We start from the raw sequence: 18,137 nt of genomic DNA, 5'->3' as shown, positions 1-18,137 counted from the left end.
GGTGGCGGTGGGTGGGAGGGGGCGTCTGCTTTGGAGTGGGCTTGGGCGCGTTTGAGGGCGATGCGGGGGTGGCCTGCGAGCTGGGCGGTGGGGCGGGCCGGGCCGGTAGCTGGGTGATCGGCGGGTGGTGCAGTGGGCCGGCCGTGTGCGGCGGGGCTGGTGCTCGGCCGTACTGGAAAAGGTTTAGGTGTTTGCGGCTAAGTAAGCCTCGTCGGCGGCTTTCTTTTGGGTTAGGCCGTCTTTTCCGTTGTAGTGGAAGAAGCGGGGGAGGGCGGCGGCCAACGTCAGCGTGCCCGCTATGCAGAGGGCGCCGCCCAGCCAGATGGAGCCGGTTACGCCCAGGCGGGTTCGGGCCATCAGGCCGGAGCGCAGCTGGCCCAGCAGGGGGCCGGTTGTGTAGGAGAGCATTTCGATTCCGGCCAGGCGGCCGCGTAGGTGGTCGGGGATCGTTTGGCTCCAGATCACGGAGCGGAAGATGCCGGAAATCATGTCGGCGGCGCCGGCGAAAGCCAGGCAGAAAAGGGTTAGCCACAGGGTGTTCGAGACGCCTACGCCGACTATGCCCAGGCCCCAGAATGCGGCTGCGATCAGCACCAGCAAACCGTGTCGGTGGACTCGGCCGGTCCAGCTTGAGGTCAGGGTGGCCACCATCGCGCCGGCTGCGGGGGCCGCGTAGAGCAGGCCCAGGATTTTTGGGCCGCCCAACTGCATAGCCAGGAACGGGAACAGGGCCTGGGGCATGCCGAAGAACATGGCGTTTATGTCGACCAGGTAGGTGCCGAGCAGTTCGGGTCGTGATTTCGCGTAGCGCACGCCGGTGACCACTGATTTTAGGGACGGGCGGTCGGCGGACGGGGGTGGCGGGACCGCGCGGACCAGCGTCAGGCAGGTCAGCGACACCGCGAAAGTCAGCAGGTCGAAGGCGTAGACCCAGGCCAGGTCTACGGCGGAGATCAGCAGGCCGGCCAGGGCCGGGCCGCCCAGCTGGGCTATCTGGAAGCCGAGTGAGTTGATCGCCATGACTGCGGGTAGCTGCTCCGGCTCCACCAGGCGGGGGATCATCGCCTCCAGCGCCGGACGCTGGAGGCCGTCCACCGTCGCGGCCAGGGCGGCGATCACGTAGAGCAGCCACAGGTGTGGTTCGTCGCTCAGTGCGTTGATGAGCAGCACTCCGGTGAGTGCGGCCAGCGCGAACTCGCCGCCCCGGACCAGCAGGCGGCGGTCGACGTAGTCGGCCAGTGCGCCGCCGACGAACGACATCACCAGCAGCGGGACCAGCTCGCAGACGCCGAGCAGGCCGACCATCAGCGGGTCGTCGGTGAGCTTCGCTACCTGGTACGGGATGGTGACGTAGGTGATGAACGACCCGAAACCGGAAATGGTGCCGCCGGAGAAGACGAGCCGGAAGTCACGGGATCTCAGCGGGCTGAGGTCCATCCCGAAGTGTTTGCGCTTGCTCACGACGGGCGACGCTACTTGAGCACTAGGCGCCCGGTCTCCTGGAATTGTGCAAGGTCACGGAGGGTCTCGTCGATGACGAACGACTTCGGGCCGGGCAGTTCGTCGAGCGGGAAGAAGCCGGCGTCGATCGACTCGTCGGTCTGCTTCAGCAGTTCGCCCTCCCAGCTGTCGATCCGGAAGCTCATCAGGATCTGCTGGTAGGTGTGCCCGTAGTCGTTGGTGTAGGTGTACGCCGTATAGAAGGCGAACGGGGTCAGCGACGTCGCCCGCAGGCCGGTCTCCTCCCACACCTCGCGAATCGCGCACTCCTCCATGCTCTCGCCGAGCTCCATGGCGCCGGCCGGGATCGCCCACCGCTGATTGTCGGAACGCTGGATCAGCAGCAAACGCCCCTGCTCGTCGAAGAGCACGCCGCGCGCGCCGACGAAGAGAATGGTGTCGGTGTCGCCGATGCTTGCTCGTACCTTGCCGAGATAAGACTCTGCCCACGTCAATGCCACGGGCCAACTCTAGTCACGCGGACTTCTTGACCGCCTTCTTGACGGGAGCGGCCTTCTTGGCCGGTGCGACCTTTTTCGCCGGTGCGGCCTTTTTCGCAGCCGGCGCCTTCTTTGCCGGCGGGGAAGCTTCCTCACCCCGGGCCTTCTTGGCTCGCTCGACCGACGCCTTCAACGCGGCCATCAGGTCGATCGCGGCCGCTGGGGCCTCCTCGGTCTCCTCCGGCTGCACGATCTCCCGGCCCTCGACCTTGGCGTCGATGACCTCCTGCAGCGCGGCCCGGTAGTTGTCGGTGAACTCCTCCGGCTTGAAACTGCCCGCCATCGAGTCGATCAGCGAGCCGGCCATGGCCAGCTCGGCCGGGCGGGCCTCGATCTCCTCGTCGAGGAAGCCGAACTCGGGGGTGCGCACCTCGTCGGGCCAGAGCATGGTGTTGAGCACCAGCACGTCCTCGTGGACGCGCAGGGTGGCCAACTGCTCGCGCTGGCGGATGGCGATCTTGACGATGGCGACCCGGTCGGCGTCCTTCAGGGCGTCGCGAAGCAGGACGTACGGCTTGGCGGCCTGGCCCTCGGGTTCGAGGTAGTAGGTCTTGGCGAACAGGATCGGGTCGATGTCGTCGGCGGGGACGAACTGCAGCACGTCGATCGCCCGGGACGTGGTCAGAGGCAGGTCGGCGAAGTCCTCGTCGGTGAGGATGACCATCTCGCCGCCACCGATGTCGTAGCCCTTGGCGATGTCGTCGTAGCTGACCACTTCGCCATCGACCGAGCAGGTGCGCTGGTACTTGATCCGGCCGCCGTCGGTGCGGTGCACCTGGTGGAATCGGATGTCTTTTTCCTCCGTCGCGGAGTACAGCTTCACGGCGATCGACACCAGGCCGAACGAGACCGCGCCCTTCCAGATCGCTCGCATCGTGAATATCCCCTCGTCAGTCACGATCAGGATGGCATTTGTGAGACGCCTGCGTAAGGTGTTCCGTCCTGCCTAAGGTGATCGGGTGCCCGGTGCGCCTCTGTCCCCGATGCTCGCCACCGCGGGTGCGCTGCCGGTCGGGCCGGCCTGGAGCTACGAGTTCAAGTGGGACGGGGTGCGTGTTCTCGCCCTGTTCGCCGGTGGTCCGCCCGACCTGTTCGCGCGATCCGGAGCGGTGGTGACTTCGGCATACCCGGAAATCGCCGACCTGCACCTGCCGGAGGGCACGCTGCTGGACGGCGAGATGGTGGTGCTCGACGCGGCCGGGCGACCGTCGTTCACCGCGCTGGCCGAGCGCATGCATGTGCGCGAGCGCAGCCGGGCGGCTCGGCTGGCGATCACCGCGCCGGTCACGTATATGGTCTTTGACCTGCTCTATTACGACGGCGATGACTACACCGGACTGCCCTACCTGGCCCGGCGGGAGCGGCTGGAGGAGTTGGGGCTGGCCGGCCAGAACTGGATGGTGCCGCCGTCGTTCGGCGACGGGCCGGCCACCGAGGCGGCGGCCCGGGAGAACCACCTCGAGGGCGTGGTCGCCAAGCGCACCGACTCGGTCTACCTGCCTGGTGCCCGATCGCCGGACTGGGTCAAGGTCAAGTTCGACCGGACCGGCGACTACGTGATCGGCGGGTGGCGCGCCGGCGTACGCAAGCTTGGTGGTCTGCTTGTCGGGGTTCCGGGCCCGGAGGGTCTGATTTTTCGTGGCCGGGTGGGCGGCGGCATCGGCGCGGTCGCCGAGAAGGAGCTGCTGGCCGCCTTGGAGCCACTTGGCCGGCGGGATTCTCCGTTCGCGCCCGGCGCGGTTCCGCGGGAGGATGCGAGAGGCGCCCACTGGGTGGATCCGCAGCTGGTGGTCGAGGTGCGGTACGGCAATCGCACCCCGGACGGCCGGTTGCGTTTTCCGCGCTTCCTGCGGGTCCGCGACGACAAGACCCCGGCCGAGTGCGTGGAGGAGGAAGAGGATGGCTCCTGACCGGTTCCCGGTCTCGATCGAGGGCCGTGACCTGGAGCTTTCCAACCTCGACAAGCTGATGTTCCCGGCCGCCGGGTTCACCAAGGGCGAGGTGGTCGACTACTACACGCGAGTCGCGCCGGTCCTGCTGCCGCATCTGCGGGACCGGGCCGTGACCCGGATCCGCTATCCGAACGGCGTCGAGGGCGTGCACTTCTTCGAGAAGAACAAGCCGGGGGGTACGCCGGATTGGGTGCGCCTGGAGACACTCCCGGTGCCGGGGTCCACGAAGAGCCGGGAGACGGTCGACTTCGTGGTGGTGGACGACCTGCCGACCCTGGTCTGGCTGGCCAATCTGGCGGCGCTCGAGCTGCACACTCCGCAGTGGAAGATCGGGAAGAACCCGGATCTGCTGGTGGTCGACCTTGATCCGGGGGCGCCGGCCGGGCTGCGGGAGTGTTGCGCGGTGGCGGTGCTGATGCGGGACCGGTTGGGCCAGGACGGGATCACGGCACTGCCGAAGACGTCCGGGAAGAAGGGCATGCAGCTGTGCTGCCCCATTTCCGGAACGCAGGATGCGGAGGTCGTTTCGGCGTACGCCAAAAAGGTGGCCGAGGAGCTGGCGGCGATGGTGCCCGGCTCGATCACCGCGAAGATGGCGAAGGCCATCCGGCCGGGAAAGATCTTCATCGACTGGAGTCAGAACGCCGCGGCGAAGACGACGGTGACGCCGTACTCGTTGCGGGCGCAGGAGTTTCCGACCGTCTCGACCCCGCTGACCTGGGACGAAGTGGAGGCCGTCGGCACCGGCGCCGAGGAGCCGCACCACTATCGGCCGGCCGAGGTGCTGGACCGGATCGAGGAGCACGGCGACCTGCTCGAGGAGCTCCTGGTTCCGGGACCAAAAGTGCCGAATTCGTGATCGACATTCATTGACGATCTCTCGTACTCTTCGCCTGCCATTACGGGGAGGCAGCAAGTGCGCAGAGTGCGTTCGGCCGCTATTGCGGCATTTATCGGTTCTTTGATTCTGGCGAACGGCACGCCCGCGTTCGCCGCGGTTTCCGACGTCTCGACCGGGCTCACCGAGGGTCAGCGGGTCGGCAACCGGACGGTGGTCCACCCGGTGTGGACCGGTTCCGGCATCACCGGGATCGAGGTGATGATCAACAGTCGGGTGTCGCAGTACGTTCCGGCCACGGTCGAGTCCACGGGGCTCACGCTGCGGTTCGCCAGCAGCGAGGACGGCAAGGACCTGGACGTGACCGTTCGGGTCCGGTCCGGCGACGAGAGCGCGGAGGCGACCACCCGGGTGCACGTCGATGTCGTCGCGCCGACCGGTGTGAAGCTCACGCCGGCGACGGAGACGGTGGTGCACGGGCTGGTCCCGGTCACCGCGACCGACGTGCCGGACGACATCGCCGAGATGGCGGTCCGCGACGTCCGGACCGGGGCGCAGTTGGCTCGGGTGACCGCGGCGCCATGGGTCGCGCAGATCGACTCGAAGACCAACTCGTTCCTCACCATCGAGGTCACCGACCTGGCCGGGAACAGCTACACCTATATCCGCAGCTACTACCCCGACTACTCGGGGCCGTACGTCAGCCCGGAGCCGGGCGAGCATGGCGACATCCTGCCGACCGGGCACAGCCGGATCTACACCACCGTCACGGACGCGTCGAAGGTGGACCGGATCGAGTTCTGGGCGGACGGGCAGCTGCGTTCGACCGGGCGGTACATCGACTACGACTTCGGCAAGACCAGCCGGACCGGGAGCGGCTGGCTGCTGGCCTGGGACGAGTGGGGCAACGAGCGGATCAATGAGTTCACCTTCCGGGTCGACGGGTCCGGGCCGGTGGTCACCGCGATGACGCCTGCGAACGGCGCGCTGGTGCGGGGCTCCCGCATCACCAGCACGCTCAAGGCGGCCGACGTGACCGGCGTCCAGTACGCCACGCTGGTCGGCGCGCCCAGCGACTTCACCGCGCCGTACGCGAGCTCGATCGCGGCCGGTGCGGACGGGCGGCGCCCGGTCACCTGGTACCTGGTGGACTCCTGGGGTAACTCGTCGACGTTCACCCGCTACGTGACGGTGGACAACACCAAGCCGGCCCTCCGGCTCACCAGCGCGCCGAAGAACAACGCGAAGGTGAAGGGCACCGTCAAGATCGCCGCGGCGGCGAGCGACCGGAACGGCGTCAATCGGGTCGAGCTGCTGCTCAACGGCAAGCTGGTCGCGAAGGACGTCAAGGCCGGGTACGCGTTCTCGTTCAAGGCGTCGAAGTACGGCAAGAAGATCAAGATGCAACTTCGGGCGTACGACCGGGCGGGCAACATCACGTACACGACCGCGCGTACCTACCGTCGCTAAAGGACTCCCCGTCGGCGTACGTCGGCGGGGTTTCTTTTTATGGACCTACCTTGCGTGGCAAGGTACTGTGTCACGCATGGCAGAACTGGCGACCAGCCTTCGCCGCGGGACCCTCGAGTTCTGTGTGCTGGCCATGGTCGAGCACGAAGACCGATACGGCACCGAGATCGTCCGCCGCTTCGGCGAAGAGCCCAACCTCGCGGCCAGCGAGGGCACGATCTATCCGCTGCTCTCCCGGCTGCGCCGGGTCGGCTGGCTGGACAGCAAGTGGGCCGAGTCGCCGTCCGGGCCACCCCGGCGCTATTACGCACTGACCAGCGACGGGCGTTCCGCGCTCACGCACTTTCGCACCGAATGGGTTTCGTTCCGTCAGACCGTTGATCGTCTCGTGGGGACCAGTGAGCCGGCATGACCGCCTGCACCGAGCGGCACCCAGCCGCACCGGAAGACGGCGTTGCAGGCGAGGGCCAGAAGGGCATGCCAATGGAGGGCTCAGCGTGAACACCAAGAACACTGACGTCGTCGCGGAGTACCTGCACGAGGTCGACGTCCGGCTGGCCGGGCTGCCCGTGCTTCAGCGCCGCGAGCTGCTGGCCGACCTGGCCGCGCACATCGCCAGCGAACGCGCCGAGCGCAACATCCAGACCGAGGGCGAGCTGATCGAGGTGCTCGAGCGGCTCGGCAGCCCCGACGTGGTAGCGGCCGCCGCGCACGAGGAGTTCGGCCCGGTCACGCCGCCCCCGGCCAGGCGGCAGTTCCGAGGGGGCTGGCTGATCGCCGCGATCGTCGGCGTCGTGCTGGTGCTTCTCCTCTGCGCCAGCGCGTTCTTCGTCAGCTCCTCGACCGAGAGCCCGGCGCAGATGGAGCGCGCGCCGGCACCGGCGCCGAGCCTGCCGGTGCCGGCCGCCTCCTAGTCGACCTGCGGAAGCGGCGGGCCGAGCACGTCGTCCGCGTCCACGATGGTGTACGCGTACCCCTGCTCGGCCAGGAAGCGCTGCCGGTGCGCCGCGTAATCGGTGTCGATCGTGTCGCGGGAGACGACCGTGTAGAAGTGCGCCTGCCGGCCGTCCGCCTTCGGCCGCAGCACCCGGCCGAGGCGCTGAGCCTCCTCCTGCCGGGAGCCGAACGTGCCGGACACCTGGATCGCCACCGCCGCCTCGGGCAGGTCGATCGAGAAGTTGCCGACCTTGGACAACACCAGCGTCTTCAGCGAACCCTGGCGGAACGCCTCGAACAGCCGCTCCCGTTCCTTGTTCGTGGTCGAGCCCTCGACGATCGGGGCGTCGAGATATTCGCCCAGGGTGTGCAGCTGGTCCAGAAAGCCGCCGATGACCAGCACCTGCTCGTCCGGGTGCTTGTCGACCAGGGCCTTCACCACGGGCAGCTTGGTGCGTGCGGTGGCGGCCGCGCGGTACCGATCTTCGGCCTCGGTCACCGCGTACGTCATCCGCTCGGCGTCGGTGAGCGTGACCCGCACCTCGACGCACTCGGCCGGCGCGATCCAGCCCTGCGCCTCGATGTCCTTCCAGGGCGCGTCGTAGCGTTTCGGGCCGATCAGCGAGAAGACGTCGCCCTCACGGCCGTCCTCGCGCACCAGCGTGGCGGTCAGGCCGAGCCGGCGGCGGGCCTGCAGGTCGGCGGTGAACCGGAAGATCGGCGCGGGCAGCAGGTGCACCTCGTCGTAGATGACCAGGCCCCAGTCGCGGGCGCCGAACAGGTCGAGGTGGGTGAACGCGCCGCCGCGGCGAGAGGTGAGCACCTGGTAGGTCGCGATGGTGACCGGGCGAATCTCCTTGCGCTCGCCGCTGTACTCGCCGATCTCCTCCTCGGTGAGCGAGGTGCGGGCGATCAGCTCGCGTTTCCACTGCCGGCCGGCGACGGTATTGGTTACCAAGATCAAAGTCGTAGCGGACGCCGTCGCCATCGCGGCCGCGCCGACCAGCGTCTTTCCGGCGCCGCAGGGCAGCACCACCACGCCGGAGCCGCCGGCCCAGAAGCCGTCGACCGCCTCCTGCTGATAGGAGCGCAGCGTCCAGCCGTCCTCTTTCAAAGAGATCTCGTGCGCCTCGCCGTCGACGTAACCGGCCAGGTCTTCGGCCGGCCAGCCCAGCTTGAGCAGGGCCTGCTTCAACCGGCCGCGTTCGGACGGGTGCACCACGATGGTCTCGTCGTCGATCTTGGCGCCGAGCATTCCGGCCAGCTTCTTCGACTTCGCCACCTCGATCAGCACGATCCGGTCGAGGCCGCGCAGGACGAGCCCGTGCACCGGATCGTTGGCCAACTGCAGCCGGCCGTAGCGGTCCATCGTCTCGGCGACGTCGACCAGCAGCGCGTTGGGCACCGGGTAACGGGAGAACTTGATCAGCGAGTCGACCACGCTCTCCGCGTCGTGGCCGGCCGCCCGCGCGTTCCAGAGCCCGAGCGGGGTCAACCGGTAGGTGTGCACGTGCTCCGGCGAGCGCTCCAACTCGGCGAAGGGCGCGATCGCCATCCGGCACGCCTGCGCGTCCGGATGATCGACCTCGAGTAGCAGCGTCTTGTCCGACTGCACGATCAATGGCCCGTTGCTCACGGAAGTCCCCTCATAAAGCCGACCCTCCAGTTTGCCACGGCCTCGTGACGCGGCCCTATTCCTCCTCGGTGACCGCCGCGGTGATCCGGTGCAGGGCGAAGGTGTGCAGCGTCTCGGTGCGCTCGTCCTCGGCCCGCAGGTATCCGGCGCTCAGCGACACCGGGCGGACCAGCCGAGACAGCGTGGCGCCGTGCGAGTCGACGTAACCGACCCACACCCGGGCCTTGTCCCGGACCGCCTGCTGCAACACCTCCATCGCCTCGCCATGCCGCTGCACCGAGGTGAGACCGGTCACGCTCTGCCCGTTCGCGGCGCGAACGGTGACCGGCGCGCGGCGGGCCGCCCGGGTGGCGATGTCGCCCCGGCGCAACTGCTCGACCACCCCGGCCAGTCGGGGTCCGGCCAGGGCGGGGGGCCCGGCCTGGTCGGCCAATCGAGAGGCCAGAGAGGTACGGGTGGGAGCGCGCCGGACCTTGGGACGGGAGAGCACGGCCGCCCCGCCCGCGTCCTCGGCGACCGGTGCGAAACCGCCGTCGCGCAGCTGCGCCAGCAGCCGGGCCACCGGCATCGGGCTGACCAGCACCGTCGGCGCGATCTGCCGCAGGCCCAGCGGGGCGAGCCGCTTGTCCGCGACCACCTCGGCGATCAGCGCCTCGTCGTCGCTGCGCAGATAGGAACCGGCCGAACCGGACCGCAGACCGCCGTGCCGCCGGGCGGCGTCGTCGATCATGTAAGTGAGCGTCTGCGGCACCGGCGTCCGCGACCGGCGTTTGAACAGCGAGTGCAGGTCGTTCGCGGTGTAACCGACGTCGAGCGCGCGGCGCACGCTGGCCGGGGTGACCCGGAAGACGCTGGCGCCACCGGCCGACTCCGGCTCGGCCACCACCTCGAGCTCGGCGGCCAACTCGGGCTCGGGCGGGCCGGGCACCACCACCGACAGGTCGGCCTGCACCAGGACGTGGTCGACCGGGGCCGGCAGCAGCGCGTCCAGGGTGCGGACCGCGTCGGGCGGCGGCTGAGTGACCGCGGCCCGGACACCGAGCGGGTCGTTCTCGTCCTCTTCCGGGTCCTCGAGCAGAATCCGCGCGTACGACGTGAGCGCACCCAGCGCGGTCACGCCGAGCAGCGCGGCGCCGGCCAGGGCGTCCCGGTGCGCCGCCTCCCGGCCCCGGGCACGACGGGGCGCCTGCCAGGCCAGCAGCTCCAGCACCCCGTCGACGGTGGGGGAGGTTCCCGGTTCGAGGCCGGCCAGCACGAGCAGGGCCTCCCGGCGGGCCTGCGGCGCACCGGCCCGCTCGGCCTCCGGGGCCAGCGCGTTGATCGGCCGGTCCCGGTCGTCCCGAGCGCCGACCAGGCCGGGCTGGCGGGTCATCGCCAGCCACGCCCGGGCCAGGGTGTGCCAGCGCTGGGCGATGCTCAGCGCCCGCCACAGGTCGTACGAACCGGTGGGCAGGAAGATCTCGTCGACCGCGCCGCCGGCCCGGCTCACCGTCACCGAGCGGGAGATGCCGGTCGCGTCGCTCTCGCCGAGCAGGCCGGCCGTGTAGGTGATCTCGATCAGCAGCGCCGCCCCGGCCTCGTCGAGACCGGCCGAGCGGGCCAGCCGGCGCAGGTCGCGCACGCCGAGCCCACCGGCCCGCAGCATCGGCGCGGCCTCGGCGCCGAGCGCCTCGAGAAGTGCCTCCGCGCTGCGCACGGCCTCCATCACCTGGCCGGCGCCGGCCGAGTCGACCGATTTCCGGTCGCGCGACGAGGCCGCCGGCACCGGCGGGAACGGGCGCAGCTCGCCGAGCGGGCCGGTCTCCCGGCGCAGCAGCATGCCCACCTCGCGGGGCAGCTCGACCAGCTCGCCGTCGGGGCGCGGCGCCCGGCCGGCCTCCGAGATCGGCACCAAAATGTGTTGTTCGACCAGCCAGCGCACCGGCTCGGCGACCGCTTCCCTGGTCAGCGCGCCGATCGGGGGCCCGGCGGCGAGCCGGTCGAGCACGGCGCGGGCGCCGGCCGGAGCAGCCAGCACCGCACGGCGCAGCTTGGCCTTGTCGGCGCAGAGCGCGGCGGTCTGCGGGTCGAGGTAGTCGGCGGGGCGGCCGAGCCCGGCTGGGTAGGGCGATGTGACCTCGTCGACCGCGCCGGTGACCGCCAGAGCGTCGGCCGGGCCGTAGAGCAGGAACCGCACGCGGAGCCGGTCGAGCGCCACCCGCACGTCGTCCGGCGCGTTGCTGCCGGCCAGCTCGAGGATGGCATCGACCGAGGTCAGAGCCGTGTCGGCGGAGCGGCTCAGGCGGGCCGCGTCGAGGATGCGCAGAGTGAACTCGTCCAGGCCGTCCAAACAGCGGGCGACCGAACCGCGTGACTGAGCCCGAACGGCCAGCGCCGAGATGTCGGCGGGCACGGGCACGACGAGGTCGGGGCGCAGCTGAATGAGCGCGCCCAGCGCCTCGTCGGTGAGCAACCGTAGTTGATCGGCAAATGTGGTGGCCATCAAGCTCAACGCTAGCGGCCGTGGGACGATATTGAGGTGTCCGGGCGAGGCGTCCGGTCCAGTGAATACCTGAAGGGGAGATCCGTGGCCGCTCAGAACAAGTTGCCGGGAACCGACGTGCGGGGTGGCGCCGGAGCGCGTCAGACCAAGCCGGTGTCGGCCAAGGGCCACCTGAACGTCGCCGAGCTGATCTCCGATCGGGCCGCGGCGCCGTCGCCGTTCGGTGACGACCAGACCTTCCCGTTGCCGGTGGAAAGCCTGATCTACATCCCGTCGACCCCGGCGTGACCCCACCCGCGGTCGGTTTCGATCTGGACATGACCCTGATCGACTCCCGGCCCGGGATCCATGCGGCCTACCGCGCGCTGACCGCCGCCACCGGCGTCCTCGTCGACGCCGATCTGGCGGTCACCCGGCTCGGGCCGCCGCTGCGCACCGAGCTGAGCGCATGGTTCCCGGCCGAGGACGTCGAAGAGGCGGTCGACACCTACCGGGGGCTCTACCCGGACTACGCGATCACGCCCAGTGTGCCCACGCCGGGCGCGATCGAGGCCCTCGCCGCCGTGCGCGAGCTGGGCCTGCGCGTCGTCGTGGTGACCTCGAAGCTGGGCCGGCTGGCCCGGCTGCACCTGGACCACCTCGGCATGGTCGTCGACGAACTGGCCGGCGACCTGTTCGCCGAGGGCAAGGCGGCGGCGGTGACCGAGCACGGCGTCCGCTGGTATGTGGGCGATCACACGGCCGACATGATCGCGGCCCGCACCGCCGGTGTTCCCGGCATCGGTGTGACCACCGGCCCGTGCAGCGCGCATGACCTCCGCGCGGCGGGCGCTTCGTACGTACTGCCCGACCTCGTCCCGTTCCCCGAGCTGCTGCGCGAGATTGCAGTTGGGCCGTAGTGCTCGCTTTCAGTAGCCTGGCGGTGAGCGGTTGTTTCCATTGAGTGAAGTTGAGGTCAGCGGTGCCCACGGGTCGAGTGAAGTGGTACGACGCGGCGAAGGGATTCGGCTTCGTCACCAGCGATGAGGGCGGGGATGTCTTCCTGCCCAAGGGCGCGTTGCCGGCCGGAACGGCGGAACTGAAAGCCGGTCAACGGGTCGAGTTCGGTGTCGTGGACAGCCGCAAGGGTGCGCAGGCGATGGGCGTGAAGCTGATCGATGCGCCGCCGTCCCTGGCGGAGTTGCGCCGGCGCCCGGCCGACCAGCTGCACAGCATGATCGAAGACATGATCAAGGTGCTGGAGCAGCAGGTGCAGCCGACCCTGTCCCGCGGTCGTTACCCCGACAAGAAGACCGCGGCGACGATCGCGCAGGTCGCGCACGCGGTGGCGCGGGAGTTCGAGATCTAAATCCCCTAGAGGAACGGTTTCACGGTTGGCGTCAGACCCGCCGCCGCCGCACGCTGAAGCAGAGCGTCGGCGGCGGCGAGTCCGTCCCGGCCCAGTTCCAGGGTGAACTCGTTCACATAGAGATCGATGTGCTGCTTCACCACGTCCGGCTCCATCTCCTGCGCGTTCGCGAGGATGAACTCCTGGCTCGCGTCCGGGTTGGCCCACGCCATGCTCACCGAGTTGCGGATCCACTCGGTGGCCTGCGCCGGGTCGACCGCGCCCTTGCGGGCCAGGATCGCGCCGAGCGGGATCGGCAGGCCGGTGTCGCCCTCCCACCACTCGCCGAGGTCGGCCAGCGCGACCAGGTCGTAGCGCTGGTAGGTGAAGCGGGCCTCGTGGATGACCAGGCCGGCATCGTAGGTGCCGTCGGCGACACCCGGCATGATTTGGTGGAACGGGACCACGTCGATCTGGCCGGGCTGCTTGCCCTCGGCCCAGAGACGGAACAACAGGTAAGCGGTGGTGCGGTCACCGGGAACGGCCACCCGGGCGCCGGTCAGGTCCTGGTCGGCGGTGCGGGCCAGGACGAGCGGGCCGCAGCCACGGCCGAGGGCGCCGCCGGTGTGCAGCAGGTCGTAATCGTCGAGCAGCCAGGGCAGTGCCGCGTAGCTGACCTTGACCAGGTCGAACTCGCCACGCTCGGCCGCCGTGTTGGTGACGTCCACGTCGGCGAAGGTCAGATTGACCTCGGGAGCGCCGTGCACCAGACCGTGCACCAGGGCGTGGAAGACGAACGTGTCGTTGGGACACGGAGAGACCGCGAGTGAAAGCGCCACGGTCGACACGCTAGTCCGGTAACGGCCGCCTCGCCCGAAACACCACCTGTCTTCCACCCCACATCGTGAGGTTATCCACAGGCTGTCCACAGGGCGCCCGAAGCTGTGGACAACGCGCTAAAGGCCTCTTTCAGCCGCCACGCCGCCCGGTCCCGGGGGCCGATCGGATTGGAGATCGTGCGGAGCTCGGCGAACGGAAGCCCGGCGCCGGCCGCCGCGGTCGCCACGCCGAAGCCCTCCATCGCCTCGGCCATCGCGGCCGGGAAACGGGCGGCGAGAATCGCGGCGGTCGCGGCCGTGCCGGTGACCGTGGCCAGGGTGAGCACGTCACCGGCCAGCGCGTCGGGCAGCGCGCCGGTCAGGCCTTTCAGCAGCACCGGGTCGGCGACCAGCACGCTCGACCCGAAGCCGAGCTCCTCGATCGGCAGGAAGCCGTCCGGCGACTCGGCGCCCAGGTCGGCGGCGATGCTGCGGGCGCCGAGGACGGTGCTGCCGACCGGCGCGCGCCCGGCGAAGCCGCCGGCGATGCCGGCGCTGATCACCGCGCGGTAGCGGCCGGTAGCGAGCAGCCGGGCGGTCCCGGCGCCGGCCGCGGCCGGCCCCACGCCGACCGGCTCGACGACGACATTGCCGGGGTCGGCCCCGGCGCGGACGGCATCGGCCTCGGCGGCCACCGCGGTCACCACAAGCAGCGGGTACGGCATCAGCGGTCGTCATCCTCCGGGGAGCGTGTTTCGCCGCCGCCGTTGCCGGTGTTGCGCCCGGTCGAGGAGGGGCGGTAGACGTGGAAGCCGGGCGGGGCCGCGGGGTCGGGCCTGGTGGGAGTGGGTGCTTGCCGGTGATCGGCGGCAGGCGGCGGCGACTCGGTCGGTGGGCGTCCAGCGGCCGGCGGGGTCTGGGCGGGCGGCGCGGTCGGGGTGGAACGCGAGTCCGGTCCGCTGGGCGGCGCGGATCGCCGCTTTCCGAAGCCCCACTTCCGCTTTTCCGGCTTATCCGAAATGTCGGGAAGGGTGGGCGCAGGGCCGGAGTCGGCCGGGGTGGGGTCGAGGCGGGTTCGGTCCGCCGGTCGGGCCTGCGTCGCTGTGCGGCCGCTCTGCGGTGCTCGTGGCGCCGGTGGATGCGGTTGATTCCGGACCGGGACGGTCGGCGCGTCGGGCCAGGGATCGGTCGGCTCGTCCCGTCCGGTCGACCCGCCGGTGCCGGTGCCAGCGGCGCCGGAGCGGGCGGTGCCGGAGCGGGCGGTGCCAGAGCGGGCGGTGCCAGAGCGGGCGGTGCCAGAGCGGGCGCGGCCGGAACCAGGAGTGCCTGAGTCGGCGGTGCCTGAGTCGGCGGTGCCTGAGTCGGCGGTGCCAGAGCCGGCGCTGCCCACTCCGGCGGTGCCGGAGTGGGCTGGGCCGGGTGAGTCGGTGGGATTTTCGCCGTCGGCGCGGCCGCTCAGGCGCTCGTTGTGCAGGCGGGTTGCCGCCCAGGCCGCGCGCAGCGCCGCCGCCACCGCCAGGAGGGCCGCCAGGGCGACGCCGAGGCGGCCGGCCAGCGGGATGATGCCGATCGCGCCGCCGGCCACCCAGGCGATCATCAGGACCGTTTCCGAGTGGGCGAAGGCGCTCGCCCGCAGGCGCTCAGGGATCCGTTCCTGGATGCTGGCGTCGACGGCCAGTTTCGCGATGCCGCTGAAGATGGCGGTGATCAGGGCGAGCAGTGCCAGCATCGGCAGGCTGTAGAAGATCGCGGACAGGACGGCCACGCCCGCCGTGATGGTGAGGCCGCCGGATTGCAGAGCCAGCGGGCGGCGGATGCGCAACCGGGTGCCGGCGGCTGTGGACAGGAACGTGCCGACGGCCAGCGTGCCGCCGATCAGGCCGACCGCGCCCTGCCGGCCGATGTCGTGGCCGAGCACCGTGGTGTCGAGCTGGTTGGCCATGATCACGAACGCCAGGAACAGGAGCAGGAAGCCGTAGAGCAGGCGCAGGCTGGCGCTGCCGAGCAGGGCGGCGATCACCAGCTTGCCGGAGAGCGGCCGGTCGCTGCCGCGGCTCAGGCCCAGAACGGCCCGCCACGGGCGCGGGACCTCCTCGGGCGGGTCGGAGTCGGCGCGCGGGGGCAGGCGCAGCGAGATCACCATGCCGACCACGAAGATGATCGTGGCGACGCGCAGCGGCCACTGCGGGCCGAACTTGAAGGCGAGCAGGCCGATGGGTGCGACCACCGCGCCCGCGAACGTGCCGTAGACGCTGGCTCGCGCGCCGACCTGGGACAGCCGGACGCCCTGGGGCAGGAGTCTGGGCACGGCGGCGGAGCGGGCCACCCCGTACGCCCGAGAGAGCGCAAGCACCCCGAAGGCCGCCGGATAGAGCCCCCAGCCGAAAAGGTGATCGGAGATCACGTAGGCCAGGAAGGCGCGGCCGAGCATGGTGGCCGCGAGGGCGTAGCGGCGGCCGTGCCGGAAGTGGTCGAGCAGTGGGCCGACCACTGGCGCGAGCAGCGCGAACGGCACCATCGTGATCAACAGGTAGAGAGCGACCTTGCCGCGTGCCTCGCCGAGCGGCACGTTGAAGAAGATCGTGCCGGCCAGCCCGATCGTGATGAGCGCGTCGCCGGCGCAGGAGATCGCGTGCAGGTCGAAGAGGCGGATCATGCCGATCTCGTTGGCGGCGCCCTTGGCCCGCGCCGAGCCGACCCGGCGGGTGGCCCAGGCGCCGCCGCGCACGGAGCCGCGCACCAGCAGCCGGACGGCCTTGACGCCGGTGCCGACGGTGCGTCCGAGTGTGGGAAGCAGCGGCATGGCAACCATCCTGACTGATCCGGTCTACCTGCGTCCCGTTCCGTGGCCGTCGAATTCGGGGGAGTCGCTGCGGCACATCAGTCCCGGTAGGGGACAATGGATACGTGACGACCAGGACCGCCGCGCGCGCCGCCCGCCTCGACCAGGTTTGTGCCGATGCTGTCGGGGTGGCCCGGGGCGCGATCACGGATGTGGATCCCTCTGACATCGGTGACCACCTCGAGGCGGTCGCCGAGGGCGATCGTGTCGTGACTCACTTCTTCGAGAGCCATCTCGCTGGTTACCGGGGGTGGCGCTGGGCCGTCACGGTGACCCGGGTGCCGCGCAGCCGGCACGTCACGAACTGCGAGACGGTGCTGCTGCCCGGCCCCGACGCGCTGATGGCCCCGGGCTGGGTGCCGTGGAACGAGCGGCTGCAGCCCGGCGACCTCGGTGTGGGCGATCTCATGCCGACCGCGCCCGACGACGATCGGCTGGCCCAGGGTTATGTGCTGAGCGACGACCCCGCCGTCGAGGAGGTCAGCTGGGAGCTGGGCCTCGGCCGGTCCCGGGTGATGTCGCAGGAGGGCCGGATGGAGACCGCCCAGAGGTGGTATGACGGCGACTCCGGCCCGGAAGCCCCGATCTCGACCGCGGCGCCGCGTAACGCGCGCTGCGGCACCTGCGGCTTCTACCTTCCGCTGGCCGGTTCGCTGCGCACGATGTTCGGCGTCTGCGGCAACCTCTACGCGCCGGACGACTCCCGCGCGGTGAGCGCCGACCACGGTTGTGGCGCGCACTCCGAGGCGCTGCTGGGCACGTCCGAGCCGCCGGTCGAGGAACTCCCGACGGTCTACGACGACAGCGAGGTCGAGTCGGTGGCGGTGTCGCGCGGCCACGGCTCGGTCGAGAACGAGGAGCCGGCCGAGGATTACGGCCACAGCTGAGCCGCTCAGCCCTCGCGGAACTCCGCGTGGCTGATCGACCGGCGCCGCTTGCGGTTGCGGTCGTGGATGAGCATCGTGACCAGGCCGGGGATGCCGACCAGGAAGCCGGCGACGCTGGTTTGCAGCCAGGTGTCCGGCCCGTCGGCCAGCCAGACGACCGCGGCGGCGATCGCGAACGCGGCGAGGCCGGCCGCGGCGAACGGGACCATCGGCGGATCCAGCGGTTCGACCCGGGGCTTCGGCTGAGTCACACCGACAGGGTACGTGCGTAACGATCATCCGTGGGTATGCGGTGGACAACACGGCTTTGCGCTGGTCACCCCCGCCTTGAAAGCATGCGTGGGTTATCTAGACTGCCGTCACCGGAACTCCCGGTGACGGCAGTCATAGTCGTTAGCCAAGCTCATTAGCTAAGCTAAGAATCGTGATGGAGTGGCCGGTGGCTACGGAGCGAGGGACAGCGGACGAGCTGGCCATGACGCTGCGCGAGGCCATTCTGCGGCTCAACCGGCGGGTCCGGCAGACCCGTGCGGTCGGCGATCTTACGTTCAGCCAGCTCTCCGCCCTGACCAGCCTTCAGCTGCACGGCGCGTTGACTCCTCGCGAGCTCGCCGACGTCGAGCGGGTCCAGCCACCGACGATGACCAAGATCGTCGGAAAGCTGGAGGAGCGCGGGCTTGTGGCCCGCACCCCGCACCCGACCGACGGGCGTCAGGTCATCCTGGCGCCGACCGAGCAGGGCCGGGCGATGTACGCCCAGTTCGAACAGGTGCGCAACGAGTGGCTGGCCGAACAGCTGGCCGCTCTCAGCGCCGAGGAGCAGAACGTGCTCGCCCAGGCTGCAAAAATCATGCAGCAGGTCGCCCGCGCCTGACCGCCTCGACCGACTCGGTCGCCGCGCTTCATCACTTGACGATGACGCGTACGGCCGAGAGGGAGGCGCAGCCTA

The 18,137-nt window shown here is 70.2% G+C and carries 18 protein-coding genes and 1 pseudogene; 10 read left to right on the top strand and 9 right to left on the bottom strand.

Going from position 1 to position 18,137, the window contains the following annotated elements; all coding sequences use genetic code 11:
• Nucleotides 1–183: 183 nt before the first annotated feature.
• Genes AB0E90_RS16105 through AB0E90_RS16095 form a run of 3 tightly spaced genes read right to left on the bottom strand, consistent with a single transcriptional unit; the run spans nucleotide 184 to nucleotide 2,874 of the window.
• Entirely contained in the window at nucleotides 184–1,461 is a 1,278-nt protein-coding gene (locus AB0E90_RS16105; protein ID WP_360405053.1) for an MFS transporter, read from the bottom strand.
• Between the two features lie 11 nt (nucleotides 1,462–1,472).
• Complete coding sequence (locus AB0E90_RS16100) at nucleotides 1,473–1,961, bottom strand: NUDIX domain-containing protein (RefSeq protein WP_360405050.1); 489 nt, start codon at nucleotides 1,959–1,961, stop codon at nucleotides 1,473–1,475.
• A 13-nt stretch (nucleotides 1,962–1,974) separates the two neighbouring features.
• Complete coding sequence (locus AB0E90_RS16095; protein ID WP_360405465.1) at nucleotides 1,975–2,874, bottom strand: Ku protein; 900 nt, start codon at nucleotides 2,872–2,874, stop codon at nucleotides 1,975–1,977.
• Between the two features lie 85 nt (nucleotides 2,875–2,959).
• Here AB0E90_RS16095 and ligD (AB0E90_RS16090) point away from each other — a divergent pair, with 85 nt between their 5' ends.
• The 5 genes from ligD (AB0E90_RS16090) (at nucleotide 2,960) to AB0E90_RS16070 (ending at nucleotide 7,174) form a co-directional block, all read left to right on the top strand.
• Nucleotides 2,960–3,910 carry a non-homologous end-joining DNA ligase gene (gene ligD / locus AB0E90_RS16090; protein ID WP_360405047.1) on the top strand — a complete coding sequence of 317 codons (951 nt, stop codon included), beginning with the start codon at nucleotides 2,960–2,962 and terminating at the stop codon, nucleotides 3,908–3,910.
• On the top strand, nucleotides 3,900–4,811 hold the full coding sequence (gene ligD, locus AB0E90_RS16085) for a non-homologous end-joining DNA ligase (protein WP_360405044.1): 912 nt from the start codon (nucleotides 3,900–3,902) through the stop codon (nucleotides 4,809–4,811). The genes ligD (AB0E90_RS16090) and ligD (AB0E90_RS16085) overlap by 11 nt, the downstream gene beginning before the upstream one ends.
• Nucleotides 4,812–4,868: 57 nt before the next feature.
• Entirely contained in the window at nucleotides 4,869–6,260 is a 1,392-nt protein-coding gene (locus AB0E90_RS16080) for an Ig-like domain-containing protein (protein WP_360405041.1), read from the top strand.
• A 76-nt stretch (nucleotides 6,261–6,336) separates the two neighbouring features.
• Nucleotides 6,337–6,672 (top strand): PadR family transcriptional regulator, encoded by a 336-nt coding sequence (locus tag AB0E90_RS16075; protein WP_360405037.1) that lies wholly within the window; start codon nucleotides 6,337–6,339, stop codon nucleotides 6,670–6,672.
• An 85-nt stretch (nucleotides 6,673–6,757) separates the two neighbouring features.
• On the top strand, nucleotides 6,758–7,174 hold the full coding sequence (locus AB0E90_RS16070; RefSeq protein ID WP_360405034.1) for a hypothetical protein: 417 nt from the start codon (nucleotides 6,758–6,760) through the stop codon (nucleotides 7,172–7,174).
• On the opposite strand, the gene AB0E90_RS16065 is transcribed toward AB0E90_RS16070, so the two are convergent.
• Both AB0E90_RS16065 and AB0E90_RS16060 read right to left on the bottom strand, forming a co-directional pair.
• Nucleotides 7,171–8,832: a DNA repair helicase XPB gene (locus AB0E90_RS16065; RefSeq protein ID WP_360405031.1), complete on the bottom strand. Its 1,662-nt coding sequence runs from the start codon at nucleotides 8,830–8,832 to the stop codon at nucleotides 7,171–7,173. The two genes, AB0E90_RS16070 and AB0E90_RS16065, sit on opposite strands and share 4 nt — an antisense overlap.
• Before the next feature lie 55 nt (nucleotides 8,833–8,887).
• Nucleotides 8,888–11,314 carry a helicase-associated domain-containing protein gene (locus AB0E90_RS16060; protein WP_360405028.1) on the bottom strand — a complete coding sequence of 809 codons (2,427 nt, stop codon included), beginning with the start codon at nucleotides 11,312–11,314 and terminating at the stop codon, nucleotides 8,888–8,890.
• A gap of 84 nt (nucleotides 11,315–11,398) precedes the next feature.
• On the opposite strand from AB0E90_RS16060, the gene AB0E90_RS16055 reads away from it, so the two are divergent.
• The 3 genes from AB0E90_RS16055 (at nucleotide 11,399) to AB0E90_RS16045 (ending at nucleotide 12,662) form a co-directional block, all read left to right on the top strand.
• Nucleotides 11,399–11,602, top strand: coding sequence for a hypothetical protein (locus AB0E90_RS16055; RefSeq protein WP_360405025.1), 204 nt, complete (start codon nucleotides 11,399–11,401; stop codon nucleotides 11,600–11,602).
• The gene (locus AB0E90_RS16050; RefSeq protein WP_360405022.1) at nucleotides 11,599–12,213 is read left to right on the top strand and encodes an HAD family hydrolase; all 615 of its coding nucleotides are present in this window, start codon (nucleotides 11,599–11,601) and stop codon (nucleotides 12,211–12,213) included. The genes AB0E90_RS16055 and AB0E90_RS16050 overlap by 4 nt, the downstream gene beginning before the upstream one ends.
• 62 nt (nucleotides 12,214–12,275) lie before the next feature.
• Nucleotides 12,276–12,662 (top strand): cold-shock protein, encoded by a 387-nt coding sequence (locus AB0E90_RS16045; protein ID WP_360405019.1) that lies wholly within the window; start codon nucleotides 12,276–12,278, stop codon nucleotides 12,660–12,662.
• A 5-nt stretch (nucleotides 12,663–12,667) separates the two neighbouring features.
• Here AB0E90_RS16045 and AB0E90_RS16040 read toward each other — a convergent pair whose 3' ends face one another.
• The 3 genes and pseudogenes from AB0E90_RS16040 to AB0E90_RS16030 all read right to left on the bottom strand — a co-directional run.
• Nucleotides 12,668–13,480 carry a 1,4-dihydroxy-6-naphthoate synthase gene (locus tag AB0E90_RS16040; RefSeq protein WP_360405016.1) on the bottom strand — a complete coding sequence of 271 codons (813 nt, stop codon included), beginning with the start codon at nucleotides 13,478–13,480 and terminating at the stop codon, nucleotides 12,668–12,670.
• Between the two features lie 71 nt (nucleotides 13,481–13,551).
• Complete coding sequence (locus AB0E90_RS16035; RefSeq protein ID WP_360405013.1) at nucleotides 13,552–14,184, bottom strand: futalosine hydrolase; 633 nt, start codon at nucleotides 14,182–14,184, stop codon at nucleotides 13,552–13,554.
• A 710-nt stretch (nucleotides 14,185–14,894) separates the two neighbouring features.
• A pseudogene (locus AB0E90_RS16030) lies at nucleotides 14,895–16,271 on the bottom strand (MFS transporter); the annotation flags it as partial.
• Between the two features lie 95 nt (nucleotides 16,272–16,366).
• Between AB0E90_RS16030 and AB0E90_RS16025 the strand changes: the two are divergent.
• Nucleotides 16,367–17,188, top strand: coding sequence for a DUF3027 domain-containing protein (locus tag AB0E90_RS16025; protein ID WP_360405010.1), 822 nt, complete (start codon nucleotides 16,367–16,369; stop codon nucleotides 17,186–17,188).
• Nucleotides 17,189–17,193: 5 nt separating this feature from the next.
• Here AB0E90_RS16025 and AB0E90_RS16020 read toward each other — a convergent pair whose 3' ends face one another.
• Nucleotides 17,194–17,397 (bottom strand): DUF2530 domain-containing protein, encoded by a 204-nt coding sequence (locus AB0E90_RS16020; RefSeq protein WP_360405462.1) that lies wholly within the window; start codon nucleotides 17,395–17,397, stop codon nucleotides 17,194–17,196.
• Between the two features lie 218 nt (nucleotides 17,398–17,615).
• Between AB0E90_RS16020 and AB0E90_RS16015 the strand changes: the two genes are divergently transcribed.
• Nucleotides 17,616–18,062, top strand: a complete 447-nt coding sequence (locus AB0E90_RS16015) for a MarR family transcriptional regulator (protein ID WP_360405460.1) — start codon at nucleotides 17,616–17,618, stop codon at nucleotides 18,060–18,062.
• Nucleotides 18,063–18,137 lie beyond the last annotated feature (75 nt).

The organism is Actinoplanes sp. NPDC026619, assembly GCF_040638295.1.
Classification (GTDB): domain Bacteria; phylum Actinomycetota; class Actinomycetes; order Mycobacteriales; family Micromonosporaceae; genus Actinoplanes.
The sequence above is the reverse complement of the archived record's forward strand: the minus strand, read 5'-3'. Positions and strand labels throughout refer to the sequence as shown.

Bases quoted from the DNA above. Each gene is read 5' to 3' on its own strand.
- AB0E90_RS16020 (WP_360405462.1), bottom strand. From the start codon at position 17,397: ATGGTCCCGTTCGCCGCGGCCGGCCTCGCCGCGTTCGCGATCGCCGCC.
- AB0E90_RS16015 (WP_360405460.1), top strand. From the start codon at position 17,616: ATGGAGTGGCCGGTGGCTACGGAGCGAGGGACAGCGGACGAGCTGGCC.
- AB0E90_RS16095 (WP_360405465.1), bottom strand. From the start codon at position 2,874: ATGCGAGCGATCTGGAAGGGCGCGGTCTCGTTCGGCCTGGTGTCGATC.
- AB0E90_RS16035 (WP_360405013.1), bottom strand. From the start codon at position 14,184: ATGCCGTACCCGCTGCTTGTGGTGACCGCGGTGGCCGCCGAGGCCGAT.
- AB0E90_RS16060 (WP_360405028.1), bottom strand. From the start codon at position 11,314: ATGGCCACCACATTTGCCGATCAACTACGGTTGCTCACCGACGAGGCG.
- AB0E90_RS16075 (WP_360405037.1), top strand. From the start codon at position 6,337: ATGGCAGAACTGGCGACCAGCCTTCGCCGCGGGACCCTCGAGTTCTGT.
- ligD (WP_360405044.1), top strand. From the start codon at position 3,900: ATGGCTCCTGACCGGTTCCCGGTCTCGATCGAGGGCCGTGACCTGGAG.